Origin of the sequence: Klebsiella planticola ATCC 33531, assembly GCF_000735435.1 — a bacterium.
Taxonomy (GTDB): domain Bacteria; phylum Pseudomonadota; class Gammaproteobacteria; order Enterobacterales; family Enterobacteriaceae; genus Klebsiella; species Klebsiella planticola.
In genome coordinates this window covers 34,691-53,786 of record NZ_JMPP01000021.1, presented here as the reverse complement: position 1 = coordinate 53,786, position 19,096 = coordinate 34,691, and the positions used below count along the sequence as shown (strand labels likewise).

The following is a 19,096-nucleotide window of genomic DNA, read 5'->3' as shown; positions in this document are numbered from 1 at the left end:
AAAAAAGGAATGCCGCATGTCGGTTTTGTTGATTTTATTTCGTATGGTCGGCGGCTGGCTGCTGCTGGCGGTTGTCGCCGGGTTAATCAGCGGGTTTAGCAATGCGTCGCTGCTGGCTATGATTAACCACAGTCTGACGCTGCCGCAGGAGAAAAGCGCTCTCGCTCCGGGAATACAGTTTGCGCTGCTGGCGTTGCTGATGCTGGCGACCCGGATTGTCTCGCAGACCACGTTTATGTTTCTCGGGCAGAAAGTAAAGGCGCACCTGCGCGGCGAGCTCACCCGCCACGTCAGCGAGACCCGCTGGCTGTCGCTGGAACGTGCCGGGATGGCGAAAACGGTGTCAGTGCTGACTCAGGATCTCGACACCCTGGTGGTATTTTTTGTCAGCCTGCCAAACCTGTTTATCTACGGCGCGGTCATTATCGGCTGCCTGATTTACCTCGCCACCCTCTCCGCCAGCGTTCTCGCACTGGCGCTGGTGGCGATAGCCCTCGGCACTCTGGGCTATCGCGCCGCCCACGGCCGGGCGATCGGCCTGCTGCGCCGGTCGCGACAGCGGGAAGACACCTTGATTCAACAGTGCAAAAAACTGTTCGACGGCGGACGCGAATACCGGCTTAATGCCGCTCGCCGCCAGCGATTTGTGTATGGCGAGCTGGCGGACAACATTGAAGCCGTCCGCCGGGAACGGACCCGCGGGTATGTCCTCTACGGGCTGGCCACCAGCTGGGGAAGTATTCTGTTTTTTGCCTTTATCGGCCTGGTGCTGTTCGGCCTGCGGGACTCCCTGACGCTGGATCCGGCAGCCATCACCGGCTACGTCATGATCTTTCTCTACATGATTGTGCCGGTCGAAGGCGTGCTGTCATCGCTGCCAACGATTGCCAGCGCCCGGGTGGCGCTCCAGCGGGTGCAGCACCTGCGTGACCATCTGCCCCCGGAACAGCCGCAGCGCCCGCTGCCTGCGGTGCCCTTCCGCTCCCTGACGCTGCAAGAGGTTCGCTATCAGTACCAGGGAGAAGATGGCGAACGCTTTACCCTCGGGCCGCTGAATCTGCAGTTTACGCCCGGGGAACTGGTGTTTGTGGTCGGCGGTAACGGCAGCGGCAAAACCACGCTCGCCAATCTGCTGGTCGGCCTTTATCCTCCGGATAGCGGGGCCATTTTACTGAACGGCAGCAAGATTGCCGCCGACCAGCAGGCAGGCTATCGCCAGCTGTTCTCTGTGGTTTTCAGCGATTTTTTTCTTTTTGACGACGTGGCGTTTATCCATGAGCGGACGCCCGCGCAGGTGGCGCATTTGCTGCATCTGCTAAAGCTCAGTCATAAAGTACGTTTCCAGAACGGCCGTTTTTCGACGACCGCCCTCTCGCAGGGACAGCGCAAGCGGCTGGCGCTGCTGCAGGCCTGGCTGGAGGCGCGCCCGTTGTATCTGTTTGATGAGTGGGCCGCCGATCAGGACCCGGAGTTTAAGGCCGTGTTTTACCTGGAGCTGTTGCCAATGCTCAAATCCGAAGGCCGGACCATCGTCGCGATCACCCACGACGACCGCTACTTTTACCTGGCGGATCGGATTATCAAGCTGGAGTTTGGGCAGGTTGTGTAGTCCGCGCGTGCTCCGCGCAGGGGCGCGATTTCGCGGAGATATCTTTACCCGTCGGTAAGGTTATCTCCGCCGGCACCTATTCGTGAATCTTCCATTTTTGTTTGAGGATATTTTTATCCTGACTGTCCAGCCAGTGGTTCACCTTCTCCAGCAGCGGCTGATTATCTTTGTTCATCATATAGACTTTAAAACTGGCGGTGCCCGGGAAGGGTTTATCCGTCGCGACGCAGAAGACACCGGGCTCTTTGTTCTCGTAATAGACGCCTTCAATCAGGTCGGTGACCATCATATCGGCGGTTTTCTGGCGTAACGCCTCGAGGTTATCGACGTTATTTTTGACCCTGATAATCTGCGCATGTTTGAGATGAGCATCGACGTAGCTCTGATTGGTGCCGCCCGGGTTAACAATCACTTTCACATTGGGGCGGTCAATTTTTTCCAGGCTGCCGAGTGCCGGGGCCGCCATGCAGTTCGCCAGGGCGATTTTGCCGTTGGCCACCACCGGATGGCTGAGGGCGAAATCTTTAGCCCGCTCCGGGGTTTCAGTGACACCGCCCATCGCAATATCAAACTTATCGGCCTTCAGATCGCCGGAAAGCGTCGGCCAACTGGTCAGCACAAAGGTGACCTTAAGCCCCAGCTTCTGCCCCAGATCCTTTGCCATATCCACGTCGTAACCGCGCAGTTCGCCCGCTTCGTTGTGGAACGCCAGCGGAGCATAGTCGCCCGGCACGCCCACTTTCAACTCGCCGCTTTGTTGAATCGCCTGCAGATCCCGCGCCTGGCTACCGCAGGTAATACTCGCGAGTACGAAGGTCAGACAGACCTTTAAGTTCATACCATCATCCTTATCAATACGTGGGTTTTGTGAAGGTTTTGCGCGATTCCGCCGCGCTTTATGCCCGGCCAGTTTGTTGCACAGATTGCAGCATTGTTAATCGTATGTTTTATTTTTGTGATGCACAACCAGGAAACGTTGCACTTTCTTTGTGCATATTCTGGCGAAAATATACGCTCTTTGTTCGCCTGCCTCGCGCATTTTCCCAGTGATACCGCAAAAAACGGTTTTCCGGAACAGATGGCATGCATCGTGCTTTGTTAGTTGAGTAACACAATGCGGGTTCATGAGAGAGAAATCTCATTGAGAGGCGGGTATGAACGATAACTCCAGGCTGTTTCGCACCATCGAGTCGATATTTAGTCAGCTGACGCCAAGTGAAAAACGCATCGGCAGCTGGCTGCTGAGCCATCGGGAACATATTCCCTATGAAACGGCCGATAGCATTGCGCTGGCGACCGGCACCAGCGGGATCACCGTCGGCCGCTGCCTGCGTAAGCTCGGCTATCGTAACCTCGACGACGTCAAAAACGGTCTGAAAGATCATACCCCGGCGCCCTATAAACACTGGGGCGTCATCGACCGCCTCGACTCCTGGGCGCAGCAGCAAACCCAGCCCGATCGCGCCAGCCTGTCGCTACAGATGGAGCTGGATGCGATCCGCTATGTTTATCAGTTGGCGCAGGAAGAGACCTTCGCCCGAGTCAGCACGCGGATCGCCCAGGCCGATACGGTGATTGTGCTCGGGATCCAGTCAACGCGAGGCATCGCCAACAGCTTTTTTAGCCATCTCGAATACCTGCGCCCGCGCGTGACCTATGCCGACGGCAGCTCCGGTAGCTGGCTGGAGTCGCTGAACTCCGAATACGCACACCCTTACATCATCCTGACGGATACCCGCGCCTACTCCAGCACCGCCCGCCAGTTCTGTCGGGTTGCCGCCGAGCGGCGCATTGCCACCGCGCTGGTCACCGATATCTGGTGTCCGTGGGCCCGCGACTATCCGGTCGATCTGCTGCAGGTCAAAACCGATACCGGTCATTTTTGGGATTCCCTCGCCCCAATCAGCTGTCTTTTCAACCTGCTGCTCTCCGCGGTCGTCGAGCAACTCGGCCCGACGCTATCGCGCCGGCTGGCCGAAAACCGGGCGCTGCAGCAGGAATTTGGTCAATTTGAACGTGAATAAGCGCCTGCTCGTCAGGCTCCAGGACAGGAAACAACAGATGAATCAGCAAGTCACTCTGGTCGATATCCGCGCGCGCTTTCCGGCGCTGGCTATCGATCTCAAGTACGCCAGCGCCGATAACATTACCGGCCAGCCCATCTATGCCGAAGCCCGCTGCCTGCTGCACCCGGATGCGGCGGCGGCGTTGGAGAAATCGCTGCGCATCGCACAGCTGGCGGGCCTGAATCTGCAGGTTCTCGATGCCTATCGTCCGCAGCAGGCACAGCAGTTGCTGTGGAACGCCTGTCCGAACCAGGACTACGTGGTGCCGATTGCGCTGGGTTCGAACCACAGCCGCGGTACCGCTATTGATGTGACGTTAATCGACGAAAACGGCCAGCCGCTGGATATGGGCACCGCCTTCGATGAGATGGACGATCTCTCTCACCCTTATCACCCGGCAGTTCCCCAGGCCGCCCAACGTAACCGCCTGCTATTGAACGCCATTATGTTTGGCGGCGGCTTTAAGGGTATTTCCACGGAATGGTGGCACTTCGAATTACCGGATGCGGCCGGTTATCCGCTCCTTGACGATGTTTTCGCCTGCCTGTCCCCCGCTCACACTGACGGAGTCATTCCATGAATATGAGTCGCACCTCTTTTACCGGTTTTCGCCCGCTGCTGTTGGCCGTTGCGCTGGCAGCGGCTATCGCCCCGGCTTATGCTGCCGTGCCCAAAGATATGCTGGTGATCGGTAAAGCCGCCGATCCGCAGACGCTCGACCCGGCCGTCACTATTGATAATAACGACTGGACGGTCACCTACCCGGCCTATCAGCGGCTGGTCAAATACAAAACCCAGGACGGGAAAGGCTCAACGGACGTCGAGGGCGACCTGGCCGAAAGCTGGCAGGTCTCTGATGACGGTAAAACCTGGACCTTTTCACTGCACAAAAACATGCAGTTTGACGACGGCACGCCGGTCACCGCCGAAGCGGTAAAACTCTCTTTCGAACGCCTGATGCGCATTAAGCAAGGCCCTTCGGAAGCCTTCCCGAGCGGGCTGAAAATTGAGGCCGTGGATCCCGCCACGGTGCGCTTCATCCTGCCGGACTCGTTCGCTCCGTTCCTCCACACCCTGGCCAATGATGGCGCGTCGATCGTCAACCCGGCGGTCCTGAAGGCCAACGCCGCCGATGACGCCCGCGCCTGGCTGGCGGAACACACCGCCGGCTCGGGAGCCTATATGCTGCAGCGCTGGCAGAAAGGCCAGCAGCTGGTGCTGGTGCCCAACCCGCACTTCAGCGGCACGAAGCCGACCTTTAAACGGGTGACGGTGAAAATTATTGGTGAAAGCGCCGCCCGCCGTCTGCAGCTGACCAAGGGCGATCTGGATATTGCCGATGCGCTGCCGGTCGACCAGTTTGCGGCCCTGAAGAAGCAGGATAGCGTGGCGGTGTATGACTATCCGGCGCTGCGCGTGACCTACCTGTATCTCAACAACAGCAAAGCGCCGATGAATCAGGTCGATTTACGCCGCGCCGTCTCCTGGGCCACCGATTATCAAGGGATGGTCAGCGGCATTCTCGGCGGCAACGGCAAACAGATGCGCGGCCCAATCCCCGACGGTATGTGGGGCTTTGACCCGAGCGCGATGCAGTATTCCCTTGATATGGATAAAGCCAAAGCCGCGCTGGCCAACGTCGCCGATAAGCCAAAAACCCTGTCGTTCCTCTACTCCGATAACGACCCGAACTGGGAGCCCATCGCGCTCTCCACCCAGGCAAATCTGCAAACCCTCGGCATCCAGGTGAAGCTGGAAAAACTGGCTAACGCCACCATGCGCGAGCGCATTGGTAAAGGGGATTACGATATCGCTATCGGCAACTGGAGCCCGGATTTCGCCGACCCCTATATGTTCATGAACTACTGGTTCGAGTCAGATAAGAAAGGGCTGCCGGGCAACCGTTCGTTCTATGCCAACCCGCAGGTTGACGCGCTGCTCAAACAGGCCGTCGCCACTACCGACCAGACAGAACGCACCCGGGATTATCAGGCGGCGCAGAAAACCGTTATCGATGAGGCCGCCTACGTCTATCTGTTCCAGAAGAACTATCAGGTGGCGATGAACAAAGAGGTCAAGGGTTTCGTCTTTAACCCGATGCTCGAGCAGATTTTCAATATTGCCGATATGCACAAATAGCGCAGCTTAACCTTGTCATGCCGGGCCGTAGCGGGCCCGGCAGAGGGCGTCATCATGAGTTTCTGGGGTTTAATTCGACAACGCAGTTGGGGGCTGGTCCTCGTCGTCGCCGGCGTCTGCGTGATCACCTTTATTATTTCGCACCTCATTCCCGGCGATCCGGCGCGCCTGCTGGCAGGCGATCGCGCGAGCGACGAAATCGTCCGCCATATCCGCCAGCAGCTGGGGCTGGATTTACCGTTATGGCAGCAGTTTTTCCATTATGTTAACGCCCTGCTGCACGGCGATCTGGGGACCTCCATCCGCACCGGTCGCCCGGTGCTGGAAGATTTAAAGACCTTTTTCCCGGCCACGCTCGAACTGGCTTTCTGCGCCCTGTTTATCGCGCTGGTGGTCGGCATTCCGCTGGGGGTGCTTTCGGCGGTGTATCGCAACCGCTGGACCGATCACCTGGTTCGCCTGATGGCGCTGACCGGAATCTCTACCCCGGCGTTCTGGCTGGGGCTGGGAGTGATTGTCCTGTTTTACGGCAAACTGGACTGGTTGCCCGGCAGCGGGCGCCTTGACGACTGGTTTGACCCGCCAACCCGCGTGACCGGCTTTTATCTGATCGATTCGCTGCTGGAAGGCAACATCGATGTGTTCTTTAACGCGCTGCAGCATCTGATTCTGCCTGCAACCACGCTGGCCTTTGTCCACCTGGGGATTGTCGCCCGGCAAATTCGCTCCGCGATGCTGGAGCAGCTGAGTGAAGATTACATCCGCACTGCGCTGGCCAGCGGCCTGCCTAAATGGACCATCGTGATGCGCTATGCGCTGCCTAACGCGCTGATTCCCTCAGTTACGGTGCTGGGGCTGGCGCTGGGCGATCTGCTGTACGGCGCGGTGCTGACCGAAACCGTTTTTGCCTGGCCCGGGATGGGCGCCTACGTGGTCTCCTCTATTCAGGCGCTCGATTTCCCGGCGGTGATGGGTTTTGCCGTGGTGGTGTCCTTTGCTTACGTGCTGGTCAATCTGCTCGTCGACCTGCTCTATTTATGGATAGACCCGCGCATGGGTCGGGGAGGAAACTAAGTGATGATGACCCAGGAACGCCCCGGCGCTATCGAAAAAACCCGCCGCAACACCGCGTGGAAGCGCCGTCTGTGGCTGGTACGCAAAAGCCCGCTGACGCTGATCGGTGGCGCCATTATGTTGATCATGCTGTTTCTGATGATCTTCTCACCGTGGCTGGTACCGCACGATCCCAATGCTATCGATCTCACCGCCCGTCTGCAGGCGCCCTCGCTGTCCCACTGGTTCGGTACCGACGAGGTCGGTCGCGATCTGTTCAGCCGGGTGCTGATCGGCAGCCAGCAATCGATCGCCGCCGGTCTGGCGGTGGTGCTGATCGCCGGGATCAGCGGATCGCTGCTGGGCTGCCTTTCCGGCGTGCTCGGCGGACGCAGCGATGCGCTGATCATGCGGCTGATGGATATCATGCTGTCGATCCCTTCGCTGGTGCTGACGATGGCGCTGGCCGCCGCGTTAGGCCCAAGCTTATTCAACGCCATGCTGGCGATCGCCATTGTGCGCATTCCGTTTTATGTCCGTCTGGCGCGCGGACAAACGCTGGTGGTGCGCCAGCACAGCTTCGTCGAAGCTTCGGTGACCTTCGGCGCCTCCCGCTGGCACCTGATCAGCTGGCATATTTTACGCAACGCCCTGCCGCCGCTGGTGGTGCAGGCATCGCTGGATATCGGCAGCGCCATTCTGATGGCGGCGACGCTAGGCTTTATCGGCCTCGGCGCGCAGCAGCCCACCGCCGAGTGGGGGGCGATGGTGGCAAACGGGCGCAACTACGTCCTCGATCAGTGGTGGTACTGCGCCTTCCCGGGGGCGGCGATCCTGATCACCGCCGTCGGGTTTAATCTGTTTGGGGATGGGATCCAGGATTTACTGGATCCGAAGTCCGGAGGACGCAACGCATGAGTAATCGGGTTCTGACAATCGACAACGTCCGTTTGAGCTTCCCTGTCTACCAGGGGGAAGTACATGTCCTGAACGCGGTCTCGATGCATATCGACCGCGGCGAAATAGTTGGCGTGGTGGGTGAATCGGGCTCCGGCAAATCCGTCACCGCCATGCTGGCGATGCGTCTGCTGCCGCCGGCAAGCTATCAGATTCACAGCGGCCAGGTGACTCTGCTGGGCAACGATATTCTGCAAGCATCGGAAAAAGAGATGCGCGATATCCGCGGCCGCCGGGTGGCGATGATTTTTCAGGAGCCGATGACCGCGCTGAATCCCACGCGGCGGATCGGCAAGCAGATGGTCGACGTTATTCGTCAGCATCGTCCCCTCTCTGCCCGCGAGGCGCGCGCCAGGGCGGTCGCGCTGCTGGCGGATATGCAGATAGCCGATCCGCAGCGGGTGATGGAACGTTACCCCTTCGAACTCTCCGGCGGGATGCGCCAGCGGGTAATGATCGCCATCGCCTTTTCCTGCGAGCCCGACCTGCTGATTGCCGATGAACCGACCACCGCGCTGGACGTGACCGTTCAACGCCAGGTGCTGCGCCTGCTAAAACAGAAAGCGCTGGCCACGGGCACCGCGGTGCTGTTTATCAGCCACGATATGGCGGTGGTTTCACAGGTCTGCGATCGGCTGTACGTCATGTATGCCGGCGCGGTGATTGAAAGCGGTTTAACTCAGCAGGTGCTGCATCATCCTCTGCATCCCTACTCCGTTGGCCTGCTCGACAGCGCCCCGGATAACGGCGAGCCGCGTTCGCTGCTGCGCTCGATTCCTGGCACAGTGCCGAATCTGGCGCGATTACCGGGCGGCTGCGCCTTTCGCGAACGCTGCTTTGCCGCCGGCGAGGGCTGCGGCATCACGCCGATGCTCCGCCCGATAGAACAGACCGGGCAGCAGGCGGCCTGCTGGTACCCGCAACGGGAGAAAACGCATGTCTGAGATGCTGCTGCAACTGAACGATGTTCATCTTAACTTCCCGGCGCGCAAGAACTGGCGCGGCAAAGTCGTCGAACGGGTATATGCGCTAAACGGGCTGGATATCACGGCGTATCGCGGTGAAACCTTAGGTATCGTCGGCGAATCTGGCTGCGGAAAAAGTACCCTCGCCAGGCTGCTGATGGGCATGCTTAAGCCTTCTCACGGCCAGTTTGAGCGCGCGACGGCGTCCGGCAGCGGGCGTATGCAGATGGTGTTTCAGGACCCGCTCTCCTCACTGGATCCACGGCTGCCGGTCTGGCGCACCATCACCGAGCCGGTGTGGATCCAATCGCGCCCCAGTGAAAAGGCCCGACGTCTTCTGGCAGAGCAGCTGGCGTTGCAGGTAGGTATCCGCCCGGAGTATCTCGACCGCTTACCGCACGAGTTTTCCGGCGGCCAGCGTCAGCGCATTGCCATTGCCCGCGCGCTGTCGGCAAAGCCGGATATTATGGTGCTGGATGAGCCGACCTCGGCGCTGGATATTTCGGTACAGGCGCAGATCCTCAACCTGCTGGTCGAGCTGCAAAAACAGCAGAACCTGACCTATATCCTCATTTCGCATAACGTTTCCGTAGTGCGCCATATGAGCGATCGCGTCGCCGTGATGTATCTCGGGCAAATCGTCGAGATGGGCGAGGCGCGTCAGGTCCTCGATAACCCGGCCCATCCCTATACCCGGCTATTGATGGACTCGGTGCCGCGTATCGGCTTGGCGCTGGGCGACGCGCCGCGCAACACGGAATTACCCGGCAATCGCCATCTGCCCGAGGGCTGCTACTTCCGCGATCGCTGTCCGTTCGCCGGCGCGGGTTGCGAGAAACCGCAGCCGCTGCGCCCGTCTGGTAACGGGACCGCCACCCGCTGCTGGAAAGCGGAAACTATTGCCAGTCGCGGCGCAAACTAAGGGCGCTTAGTTATATTCGAGCGCAAAGGTCGCCAGGCTATTCGCCCGTCCGGGGGTTACCGCATCTCCCGTCTGCACATACTGGGCGGTAAAATTGATACTCTCGGCAGCGGCGGCGCTGCTGGCGGTAACATGTTTCAGCACCGGTAGATTACTGGAGACATTCATTTTCACACCGGTTCCCGCGGGCGGCGCCGGGGCCGGATTGTTACCATAGCTCAGTTTTATCCCCACCCCGCTGGCAGCGCCGTCAACCTGGGCCAGCGCTAAGGAATCGCTGATGCTGGGGTCGGCGGTGACGCCAAAAAAACCAATCCGGATATCGGTCGGCGTGCTGCAATATACCGGAATGCTAAAGGTCTGCGCCGCGCCGGCGGTGCTGGTTTTGCCTTTGAACTCCGCTTTATTCACCGTGCCCAGATTGACGCCGATAGACGCGCGGGTCACCTGACAACTGCCGCTGGCGCCAATATCAACGTTGAGGGCAGCGAGATCGATACTGACCGGCGCGCTAGCCACGTGGGAGGCGTTGCCAGCGTCCTGTTTTTCAATATATAAATTTCCCACCTGCGGCTGCCCCGGGACGCTGGCGTGATTGCCGCTGACCAGCGCAACATCGCCGGTTTTATAAAAGATGATATATGCTTTCACCACCACCTCCCGCTGGGCCAGCAGCGTCGACTGCTGCGAACTCTCGCAAACCGTTACGGATTCACTTCCGGCAGGCGCATCGCTGCCGTCAATATAGTGAATCGGGCCGCCGCCGCACTGAAAACCCAACGAATAGCCCATGCCGCTAAGCGCGGAGGCATACACATGCTGGCCGTTAATCACCCGTGGCGCACCGGTGGTGGCGCGCTGTTGATACACGATGCGTTTCCAGCCCGCGGTCGGCAGCTGTAGATCGCAGACGAAGTGAATACCGCCGCCGTTATCGGCCATCGCGTTGGTCATCTGCGTATCGGCGCGTAGCGTCGGCAGATAGCGAATATTCGGCACGTTAATCGTCATCTGCCCGACGCTGCCGCCGCAGCTCTCGGCCCAACCGTGTTGGCTATACATCCCCGCGATCAGCAGGAACACAAACTGTAATAAGCGAAAGCCACGATGCATCGCTCTTTCTCCTCGGTTTACGAACACAGGCCAGCGACGGTTTTCACCGTGTTCTGCTGTTGTTGATCGGCAATGTGGAAATGCAGCGAGCATTGCCGCGCGATATTGTTTTGCAGCCAGCTCACCTCAAGCACGCCCTCCTGAGGGATGCCGCTGAGATACGCCTGTCCGCCATCGGCCACCATTCCCTGCGGCGCGGCGCCCGTATCGTCCTCCTGCTGACGCAGCTGTACGCTGGCGCCGAACGGGACCGCCCCGTCGCGATTACGCAGCGTAAACAACACCCGGTTGCCGATATGGGTCTGGTAATTCGCCAGTACCACCGCGCCGCCGCCAGGGATGACGGTTTGACCTTGTAGATCCACGTCGGTGTCATTGCTCATTGATTCGGTATCCAGCGTGATGGTGTTTTTGCGGTATACCGTTAAGGTCGGTACCACGGCATAGCCGCGCCCGTCGGTATGCACGTTAGTACCGTCCTCAATCGCCACATCCGCCGCTCCTGGAGCACGGACGATGGCGAAACTGTCGCCGACGGGTTGCCCCAGCGTGACGCCATGCGGGTGCGCCACTACGGAGCCCGAAGCTCCCCAGGTCAGCTGGTTGCTGGCGCTATCATGGCGATAACCCAGCTGGGCGCTGCCATATCCGCCGTGATAATCCAGCGCAGCGCTGCTGTTGCTCCCCTGCCCGGCGTTAGCATGGCCCTGCTGCAGCGAGTAATCGAGATCGCCGCGTCCAGGCACCGCGCCGTACAGCGAAACCTGCTGCGATGAGTGGCCGTTATTATCGGAGGTGGTGCTGTAGCCGACCGAGCTCTCGTCCAGCCAGCCGCCCAGCGGGATGTTGAGGTTAAATGACCACGAGCGATCGGCTTTTTCCCGGTCGGAGGATTGGGTGTAGTAATAGCCTACGCCCCACGACACGCCTTTCCAGGCGCTATAGAACCCGAGATGTACCGTTTCATCATTGCTGTTGCTGTGCCAGTACGTTTGTGAATAAGCGGAAATCGCCAGGCTACTGACGGCGCCAAAGGACTGCGCGACAGAGATCTCTTCGCGTTGACGCTTGTTGTCCAGTCGCTCGCTCTGGCTTTCCAGGGCGTTAGCCTCGCTGAAGCCATAATAGCTGCCGGAGGAGTAGCGATAGCTGGCGAGGCTGAACGAGGTCCCCGTCGAGGCAAAATCCTTTTGATACTGGACGCGCAATGAATGTCCGGCGTAGTGTCGATCAGAGGGCGTCGCAGTATTGGCCCAGGTCACATCGCTCCCCAACGACCCCAGCTCGCCAAAACCACGGCCAATTCCCCACGCCCAGGCCTGATAATCCTGCGCCAGCTGAGTACCGCCATACAGAGTGAACTCCGCAGGCAAACCATAAAATAGCGTCCCCTGAACAAACTGCGGCGATCTGACCTGATGCTGACTCGAATGATAACGCCCTGCGCTGAGGCTAAATTTGCTTCGCCCTTCGCGGAGCATAAAAGGGACCGTGGAGTATGGTTGGGTAAAAGAGCGTACCGACCCATCGCTCTCTTTAACCTGGACCTCAAGATCGCCGCTCTGCGCCGTAGGGTAGAGATCGTTGATCGCAAACGCCCCCGGAGAGACAAAGGTTTCGTAGATAACATAGCCGTGTTGCGAAACCGTCACTTTGGCGTTGCTGTGCGCCATGCCGCGAATCACCGGGGCAAAACCGCGCTGGCTGTCAGGCAGCATTTCATCATCGGACATCAGCTGCACGCCGCGAAACTGCACGCTATCGAAGACCTCGCCGCTGGTGAAGGTGTCACCAATCCGCAGCAGGCTTTTGACCGATTTCACATCGCGCTGTAGCCAGGTGCTTTGCGAATGCCAGCGGTAATGCTGGTCATACTGCATGGATGAAATATTACGCAAACGCCACGGCCCCAGGTTGGCCCCGTTGCGTAAATTCAGGTAGCTGGAGCGGCTTTGCGTTTCAGACTGGCGAGTCTGTGAGCCGGTCAGGTTGTAGTTCACAAATGCCGCCGGGATCCCATCATCCCAGCGCGCCGGATCGACGTAGCCACGGCTTTGCACATTCATCGCCGCCTGCGGAATACTTAAGTTCAGGCGCTGTGTAGCAAAATCGAAACGGCTGCTGGCATCCGGAATAAACTGTTCAATCCGGGTAAACGTTTCGCCATCATGCAGCCGGGTCAAGGTGGAAAAAGCGCTAACGTTGACCCCATATTCCGCCAGCTTAGCAGAGGTCAACTCCGGCTGCAGGACCCCACGATCGTCGACGAATACGATCGGCCCCTCGGCAACCTGCTGGTTGTTAACCCAGATAGTCACCGGATAGGTTCCCGGCTGCTGTCCGCCCGATTTGGCAAAATAATGCAAATCCGCCATCTTTTGCTGTGGGTTAGCAAACTCTAAGGCCGCAGGATCGAAGTAATCGTCTGCCCACGCCGTAGCGCTCTGGCAGAGAAAAAACAGCAGCGTCGGAAGCGCCGCCGCGCCTAAGGCGCCCCGGATGGGGACAGCCATGACGGAATAGTCATGAAGGAAAACGGGGGCCTTTTTGTTCACAATATCCTGACCGACGAGGGAAAAAATAGAAACAATTACTGCTGCGTATAATCTGTGATGCCGCCAAAATCATTGATGGCGCGCCATTTCACCGTCCCCGAGCCGTTAACCGGCCACTCTTTACGGGTCAAAGGTCCGATCATTCCCGGTTCATCAATATCGTGCCCACCCACCGAGAGGGTAAAAAAGGAGACAAAGTATGGCGTCGGGTTCTGCGCCACCAGCCGGTTGCCAACAATCTTAAACGTTAACATCTGCCAGGCTTTCTCCGGATCGCCCGCCAGACCATGTGGCCGATAGAAAATTTTAAATTTAGATTTAATATTGACCTGTAATTTATTCGCATCGCCTTTTTGCGTCGGGGAGATACTTTTCACATTCAGCCAAAAGACGGATTCACGGTCATGAGGCAAGTCGGCGCCGATGAAATTAATTCGCAATACGTTTTCTTGCTCTGGGTCGAGGCGAAATAGCGGCGGCGTTACAATAAAAGGCACCTTGCTTTTATCATTTTCCGCATAGTTCTCTATCCATGACTGCACTAAATAAGGCGAATGGACATCGGCATTGGTGACAGAAATTGAGGCCTCGCGCTTCCCTTCCTGATAAATAACACGGGTCCCTCCCATGACAATACCGGCCTGTACCGTTGTGGATAACAGTAAAAAGGCAGCAGCCGCCGCCGCGATAATATGTTTCATAATTGCAACCATCAGCTAAGGTCTGAAATACAACTAAAGGAGAATGAGTTCTCAATAATAATGAGCAGGTGCTCCTGCTCATTTATTTCTTAGTTGTAAACCATATTGAAGTTTGCCGTGCCGTTTGCCGAACCGGCGGATACCGCACTGGTAGAGATATAATCAGCAAAGAACTCCAGATCCGCCGTCCCACTGTTGCTGCCGCTGGTCCCGGCGATCACCGCCTGATCCTTTGACTCTGTGCCGAGGTTAATTGGCGTTGCTTTATCATCTTCATACAGTTTAATCGCCACCCCCTGCGCCCCGCCATTTACCGCCAGCAGATTACTGTTATTGCTGTCGCGGGTGCCATCAAACAATACCGACACTTTAGTCACGGTGGCAGGGCAATCTTTCACTTTAATATGGAAAGCGGTTTTGGTGGTTTCAGAACCGGCGCCCGTAAAGTAGCTGCTCGCCCATTTCCCCAGATCGACAATCTGGTTGGCGCTGGTGCTATCGATATTACAGGAAGTATCGGTAATCGAACCGGAGAATTCGATCTGGCCACCGGTGCTTTGCGTACCGGCGCTGGCGCCCGGATTGACGGTTAATGTAGAATGGGCAGGTTGTGAAGGCATTGCTACGACAACGCCGGATACCAGAATACCGACTACAGTTGCCATAATACGAAGTTGGGTTTTCATTATTTATCTCATCTCAAACATATATTTATGACAGATTAATCACAGGGTCATAATGAGCCTGAAGCAATCTGCTGACGCTCCTCCTTGTTAATGATATTGGCGTTCCATCCGCAGGATATTAAACGCATAGCAGGAAATTCCGTCTGATTGCTTACGCGCATCGGCGGCAACGCTTCATCAGGCGGGAATTTATTCGCGGCATTTAATATTAAAACAAATACTATTCTTAGAATAAATCAAACGCAATGATTTATTTTGTTAATGAAATAATGTTTTACTTTACATGTCGAGTGGATTGCACAAATATCAAGAAAGTTATTAATTATAAAAACAAAGAAAAGCAACCCACCAATAACAATCCTCAACAAAACAATATGTCATTTGACAAAATTAACAAAAAAACATCATTTTATGCCGGATTATCCGCTGTGCTGGCGTCCACGGGCCCAGCAAAAAAACTAAGATTTTTCCTAATAAGTTTTATTTTCTTTTTGTCACCCCCGAAATAATAATAACACTAACCAATGAAGGATATCATTTTTCCGGCAAAATGATTTTCAAATGAAAGTTATTATTGAATAAATTTCATGTTCGTCGAAATAGCAACTGTCAGGGTGCCTGAGGTTTCCTCTTTTTTTTTATTAAAAAAGCAAAGTTCAAAAATCAACCAATCGTCAATCAGCGATAAAAAAACCGCAACCTCAGCATAAGGTCGCGGTTTTTGTCAGACCGATAAAGTCAGATAATGAGACGCCCGGTTAAAACAGGCCGAGCGGCGCAGTTCCGTAACTCACCAGCAGGTTTTTCGTCTGTTGATAGGCATCAAGGGCCATTTTATGGGTTTCGCGGCCAACGCCCGACTGTTTATAGCCGCCAAACGCGGCATGGGCCGGGTAGACGTGATAACAGTTGGTCCAGACGCGACCGGCTTTAATCCCACGCCCCATTCGGTACGCCAGATTGCTGTCGCGGGTCCAGACGCCGGCGCCGAGCCCAAACTGAGTCTGGTTGGCTATTTCCAGTGCTTCTGCCTCATCTTTAAAGGTGGTGACGCCGATGACCGGGCCAAAAATCTCTTCCTGGAAGCTGCGCATATCATTGCGCCCCTTAATCAGGGTTGGCTGAATGTAGTAACCATTATCCAGTTCAGCCGCGATACTGGCGCGCTCTCCGCCGGTCAGGATCTGCCCCCCCTCTTCGCGGGCAATCTTAATATACGACAGGATCTTATCGAACTGCTGGCGTGACGCCTGCGCCCCGATCATGGTGTCGGTGTCAAAGGGATCGCCGCGCCGAATCTGGGCCACTTTCGCCATCACCCGCGCCATAAACGGCTCGTAGATCGATTCATGGATCAGAGCACGCGATGGACAGGTACACACTTCGCCCTGGTTGAAGAAGCCCAGCACCAGCCCCTCTACCGCCTTCTCGATAAACTCTTCTTCTCCGTCCATCACATCGGCAAAATAGATATTTGGCGACTTGCCGCCCAGCTCAACGGTTGCGGGAATAATATTCTCCGCCGCACAGGCCAGAATATGCCGTCCGACGGGCGTTGAGCCGGTAAAGGCGATTTTGGCAATACGCTTGCTGGTTGCCAGCGCTTCACCGGCCTCTTTACCGAAGCCCTGCACCACGTTGAGGACGCCTGCCGGGAAGAGGTCGCCAATAATTTCCAGCAGCAGCGTGATACTCAGCGGCGTCTGCTCTGCCGGCTTGAGCACCACGCAGTTCCCCGCCGCCAGCGCCGGCGCCAGCTTCCACGCCGCCATCAACAGCGGAAAGTTCCACGGAATAATTTGCCCGACCACGCCCAGCGGTTCATGGAAGTGATAGGCCACGGTGGTTTCATCAATTTCCGCCGTGCTTCCCTCCTGGGCGCGCAGACAGCCGGCAAAATAGCGGAAGTGATCGACCGCCAACGGCAGATCGGCATTCAGCGTTTCGCGCACCGGTTTACCATTGTCCCAGCTTTCAGCAATCGCCAGATATTCCAGGTTCTCCTGAATCCGGTCGGCGACCTGGAGCAGCAGGTTGGAACGATGCTGTACCGATGTTTTCCCCCACGCTTCCGCGGCACGGTGCGCGGCATCAAGAGCAAAGTCGATATCTTTGGCATCGGAGCGGGGAAATTGTGCAATGTCACTCCCGTCCACGGGGGAGGTATTCATAAAGTATTCGCCGCCGAGTGGTTCGACAAATTGACCGTCAATATAGTTACCGTAGGCGGACTTGAATGAAACTAAGGCGCCCGGGGTGCCAGGATGTGCATAACGCATTGCAATCTCCTTCTGTAGGGTTGAGGCGCAGCGGGGTATTGGTTTTTTGCTGTTGCCTGCTGCACAGAAGCTTATGCAGAGGTTATGCCAGATTTATTGAAGGAATAAATATACAAATAATTCAATATCTTAATACGTAATCCTGTATCGCATGGGAACGTAATTTTGCTTATGTGTCGCAAATCGCAACACATGAGAAACCATAAAGCTACAATATTGCAACATCAGCCATCCGACCACGAGGTGCTCCGTGCAAGGCAATTCGTTTACCCTCGATCCCGAGGTAAAAACCAGCCCGTTGCTCAGCGATTCCTGGTTTCGTAGCCAGCAGTACGGCCTGGATCCCGCGACGGATGATTTCCCGCGCCTGGGTTCCGGCGAACTGGCGGATGCGCTGGCCAGCCATGCCCGGTTACAGCAGTTGACCCAGCCGGTGGTGAACACCCTGTCGCGTAAAGTGAGCGATCTCCAGTCGGTGGTGATCCTCTCTGACGCCAGCGGTCTGGTGCTGCAAACCTTCGGCAACCTGCACGCGATGCAGAAAGCGCAAAGCTTCGCGCTGGCTCCGGGAAATCTGTGGAGCGAGAGCGGGCGCGGTACCAACGCCATCGGTACCGCGCTGGCCATTGACGACAGCTGCGAAATCGACGGCCGCCAGCACTTCCTCACCCGCAATCAGGATCTCTATTGCGCCGCAATGCCGGTTCAGAGTCCGGATGGAAAAATTGCCGGGGTGCTGGATATTTCCGGCCCGGCCCACTTACCCCACCCCCACACGCTGACGTGGGTAAAAGAGGCCGCGAAGCAGATTGAATATCTGTGGGTAAAACAGAGTCTCCATCCGCAGCAGTGGCTGATGAGCCTGCACCCTCAACCCCACAAACTCGACAGCGTTGAAGAGCTGCTGCTGGTCTTTTCCGATAACGTGCTGACCGCCGGAAACCGCCTGGCGATGCGCGATCTGGGTCTGGATCCCGGACAACTCGGCCATATCACCTTTCAGCAGCTGTTTCCTCAGCTGACGCAAACGGCGGTAAATGTTCCGCTGCCGCTAACTCTGCAGCGACAAACCTATTACTACCGTTTGCGCGCGCCGACCCGCACCCACGTTGCGGTACCAGCGCCGGCCCCGGCGCCGACGCTGCCGGCCATTGAGCTGCCTTTCGCCAGTCAGCGTGAAGGAGAGAAGATGGTGCGTCTGCTGAATGCCGGCATTGCCCTGTGTATTGAGGGCGAAACAGGATGTGGCAAAGAGTTTGTCAGCCGCACGCTTCATCAGCACAGCCGCTGGCGTGACGGTAAATTCGTGGCGATCAACTGCGCGGCGATACCCGAATCGCTGATTGAATCGGAGCTGTTTGGCTATCAGCCTGGCGCCTTTACCGGCGCCAGTAAGAATGGCTATATCGGTAAAATTCGCGAGGCGGACGGCGGCGTGCTATTCCTCGATGAGATTGGCGATATGCCGATGCTGCTTCAAACCCGGCTGCTGCGGGTGCTACAGGAAAAAGAGGTTACGCCGCTCGGCGCCAGCCAGAGCGCCCCGGTCAGCTTTGCGCTTATTTGCGCCACCCACCGTAACCTGATGCAACATGTTGCCGACGGGACGTTTCGCGAGGACCTGCTCTATCGCCTGCGCGAATTCGCCCTCACTATTCCACCGCTGCGGGAGTGGCCCCAACTGCCGACGTTTCTTCAGCAGCTATGGCAAGCCCTCGGTGCCGAAGCACGACACGTCCAGCTCTCGCCTGCGCTCCTGACACACCTCTCCACCCTTCCCTGGCCAGGCAACGTGCGCCAGCTACAAAGCCTGATGAAGGTGCTGTTGGCGCTGGCCGACGAAGGAGAACAACTGGAAGTGGAGGATTTACCGGCAGAGTACCAGTCGGCCCCGGCTCCGGCCCCGTCGCGCGGGTTGCAGCAGCACGATGCGCAGCTGATTGCCGACACGCTATCGACGTATAACGGTAATGTCAGTAAAGCGGCGCAGGCTCTGGGCGTCGCGCGCAGCACGCTCTACCGACGCGCCGCGCGGACAAGAAACTAAACGT

General features: G+C 57.2%; 15 protein-coding genes. 9 read left to right on the top strand and 6 right to left on the bottom strand.

From position 1 onward, the window contains the following. Positions 1-16 precede the first annotated feature (16 nt). Positions 17-1,609, top strand: coding sequence for a cyclic peptide export ABC transporter (locus GRPL_RS15680; protein ID WP_032698983.1), 1,593 nt, complete (start codon positions 17-19; stop codon positions 1,607-1,609). A gap of 76 nt (positions 1,610-1,685) precedes the next feature. Here GRPL_RS15680 and GRPL_RS15685 read toward each other — a convergent pair whose 3' ends face one another. Next, entirely contained in the window at positions 1,686-2,447 is a 762-nt protein-coding gene (locus tag GRPL_RS15685) for a transporter substrate-binding domain-containing protein (protein WP_032698981.1), read from the bottom strand. Positions 2,448-2,763: 316 nt separating this feature from the next. On the opposite strand from GRPL_RS15685, the gene GRPL_RS15690 reads away from it, so the two are divergent. From GRPL_RS15690 to GRPL_RS15720, 7 genes are read left to right on the top strand one after another with little or no spacing between them, the layout of a single operon-like run. Beyond that, positions 2,764-3,633, top strand: a complete 870-nt coding sequence (locus GRPL_RS15690) for a MurR/RpiR family transcriptional regulator (protein ID WP_004866702.1) — start codon at positions 2,764-2,766, stop codon at positions 3,631-3,633. Positions 3,634-3,670: 37 nt separating this feature from the next. Further along, entirely contained in the window at positions 3,671-4,255 is a 585-nt protein-coding gene (gene ddpX / locus GRPL_RS15695) for a D-alanyl-D-alanine dipeptidase (RefSeq protein ID WP_032698980.1), read from the top strand. A gap of 2 nt (positions 4,256-4,257) precedes the next feature. Then, positions 4,258-5,814, top strand: coding sequence for an ABC transporter substrate-binding protein (locus GRPL_RS15700; RefSeq protein ID WP_369974013.1), 1,557 nt, complete (start codon positions 4,258-4,260; stop codon positions 5,812-5,814). Positions 5,815-5,868: 54 nt separating this feature from the next. Further along, positions 5,869-6,888 carry an ABC transporter permease gene (locus GRPL_RS15705; RefSeq protein ID WP_032698978.1) on the top strand — a complete coding sequence of 340 codons (1,020 nt, stop codon included), beginning with the start codon at positions 5,869-5,871 and terminating at the stop codon, positions 6,886-6,888. Then, positions 6,889-7,785, top strand: a complete 897-nt coding sequence (gene ddpC, locus GRPL_RS15710) for a D,D-dipeptide ABC transporter permease (protein ID WP_032698976.1) — start codon at positions 6,889-6,891, stop codon at positions 7,783-7,785. Beyond that, a complete protein-coding gene (locus tag GRPL_RS15715; protein ID WP_032691047.1) occupies positions 7,782-8,768 on the top strand; it encodes an ABC transporter ATP-binding protein in 987 nt (328 codons plus the stop codon). Before ddpC ends, GRPL_RS15715 begins: the two co-directional genes overlap by 4 nt. Beyond that, the gene (locus tag GRPL_RS15720; protein WP_032698975.1) at positions 8,761-9,711 is read left to right on the top strand and encodes an oligopeptide/dipeptide ABC transporter ATP-binding protein; all 951 of its coding nucleotides are present in this window, start codon (positions 8,761-8,763) and stop codon (positions 9,709-9,711) included. The genes GRPL_RS15715 and GRPL_RS15720 overlap by 8 nt, the downstream gene beginning before the upstream one ends. Before the next feature lie 6 nt (positions 9,712-9,717). Here GRPL_RS15720 and GRPL_RS15725 read toward each other — a convergent pair whose 3' ends face one another. The 5 genes from GRPL_RS15725 to exaC form a co-directional block, all read right to left on the bottom strand. Next, the gene (locus GRPL_RS15725; RefSeq protein WP_032691045.1) at positions 9,718-10,824 is read right to left on the bottom strand and encodes a fimbrial protein; all 1,107 of its coding nucleotides are present in this window, start codon (positions 10,822-10,824) and stop codon (positions 9,718-9,720) included. A gap of 17 nt (positions 10,825-10,841) precedes the next feature. Beyond that, the gene (locus GRPL_RS15730) at positions 10,842-13,337 is read right to left on the bottom strand and encodes a fimbria/pilus outer membrane usher protein (protein WP_050500294.1); all 2,496 of its coding nucleotides are present in this window, start codon (positions 13,335-13,337) and stop codon (positions 10,842-10,844) included. A gap of 77 nt (positions 13,338-13,414) precedes the next feature. Next, positions 13,415-14,080 (bottom strand): fimbrial biogenesis chaperone, encoded by a 666-nt coding sequence (locus GRPL_RS15735; protein ID WP_032691043.1) that lies wholly within the window; start codon positions 14,078-14,080, stop codon positions 13,415-13,417. Between the two features lie 89 nt (positions 14,081-14,169). Next, positions 14,170-14,766 carry a fimbrial protein gene (locus tag GRPL_RS15740; RefSeq protein WP_032691042.1) on the bottom strand — a complete coding sequence of 199 codons (597 nt, stop codon included), beginning with the start codon at positions 14,764-14,766 and terminating at the stop codon, positions 14,170-14,172. Positions 14,767-15,524: 758 nt separating this feature from the next. Further along, positions 15,525-17,045, bottom strand: coding sequence for an acetaldehyde dehydrogenase ExaC (exaC, locus tag GRPL_RS15745; protein WP_032691040.1), 1,521 nt, complete (start codon positions 17,043-17,045; stop codon positions 15,525-15,527). A gap of 250 nt (positions 17,046-17,295) precedes the next feature. On the opposite strand from exaC, the gene GRPL_RS15750 reads away from it, so the two are divergent. Beyond that, on the top strand, positions 17,296-19,092 hold the full coding sequence (locus GRPL_RS15750; RefSeq protein ID WP_032698971.1) for a sigma-54-dependent Fis family transcriptional regulator: 1,797 nt from the start codon (positions 17,296-17,298) through the stop codon (positions 19,090-19,092). Positions 19,093-19,096: the final 4 nt, after the last annotated feature.

Bases quoted from the DNA above. Each gene is read 5' to 3' on its own strand.
- GRPL_RS15680 (WP_032698983.1), top strand. From the start codon at position 17: ATGTCGGTTTTGTTGATTTTATTTCGTATGGTCGGCGGCTGGCTGCTG.
- GRPL_RS15685 (WP_032698981.1), bottom strand. From the start codon at position 2,447: ATGAACTTAAAGGTCTGTCTGACCTTCGTACTCGCGAGTATTACCTGC.
- GRPL_RS15690 (WP_004866702.1), top strand. From the start codon at position 2,764: ATGAACGATAACTCCAGGCTGTTTCGCACCATCGAGTCGATATTTAGT.
- ddpX (WP_032698980.1), top strand. From the start codon at position 3,671: ATGAATCAGCAAGTCACTCTGGTCGATATCCGCGCGCGCTTTCCGGCG.
- GRPL_RS15700 (WP_369974013.1), top strand. From the start codon at position 4,258: ATGAGTCGCACCTCTTTTACCGGTTTTCGCCCGCTGCTGTTGGCCGTT.
- GRPL_RS15705 (WP_032698978.1), top strand. From the start codon at position 5,869: ATGAGTTTCTGGGGTTTAATTCGACAACGCAGTTGGGGGCTGGTCCTC.
- GRPL_RS15715 (WP_032691047.1), top strand. From the start codon at position 7,782: ATGAGTAATCGGGTTCTGACAATCGACAACGTCCGTTTGAGCTTCCCT.
- GRPL_RS15720 (WP_032698975.1), top strand. From the start codon at position 8,761: ATGTCTGAGATGCTGCTGCAACTGAACGATGTTCATCTTAACTTCCCG.
- GRPL_RS15725 (WP_032691045.1), bottom strand. From the start codon at position 10,824: ATGCATCGTGGCTTTCGCTTATTACAGTTTGTGTTCCTGCTGATCGCG.
- GRPL_RS15730 (WP_050500294.1), bottom strand. From the start codon at position 13,337: ATGGCTGTCCCCATCCGGGGCGCCTTAGGCGCGGCGGCGCTTCCGACG.
- GRPL_RS15735 (WP_032691043.1), bottom strand. From the start codon at position 14,080: ATGAAACATATTATCGCGGCGGCGGCTGCTGCCTTTTTACTGTTATCC.
- GRPL_RS15740 (WP_032691042.1), bottom strand. From the start codon at position 14,766: ATGAAAACCCAACTTCGTATTATGGCAACTGTAGTCGGTATTCTGGTA.
- exaC (WP_032691040.1), bottom strand. From the start codon at position 17,045: ATGCGTTATGCACATCCTGGCACCCCGGGCGCCTTAGTTTCATTCAAG.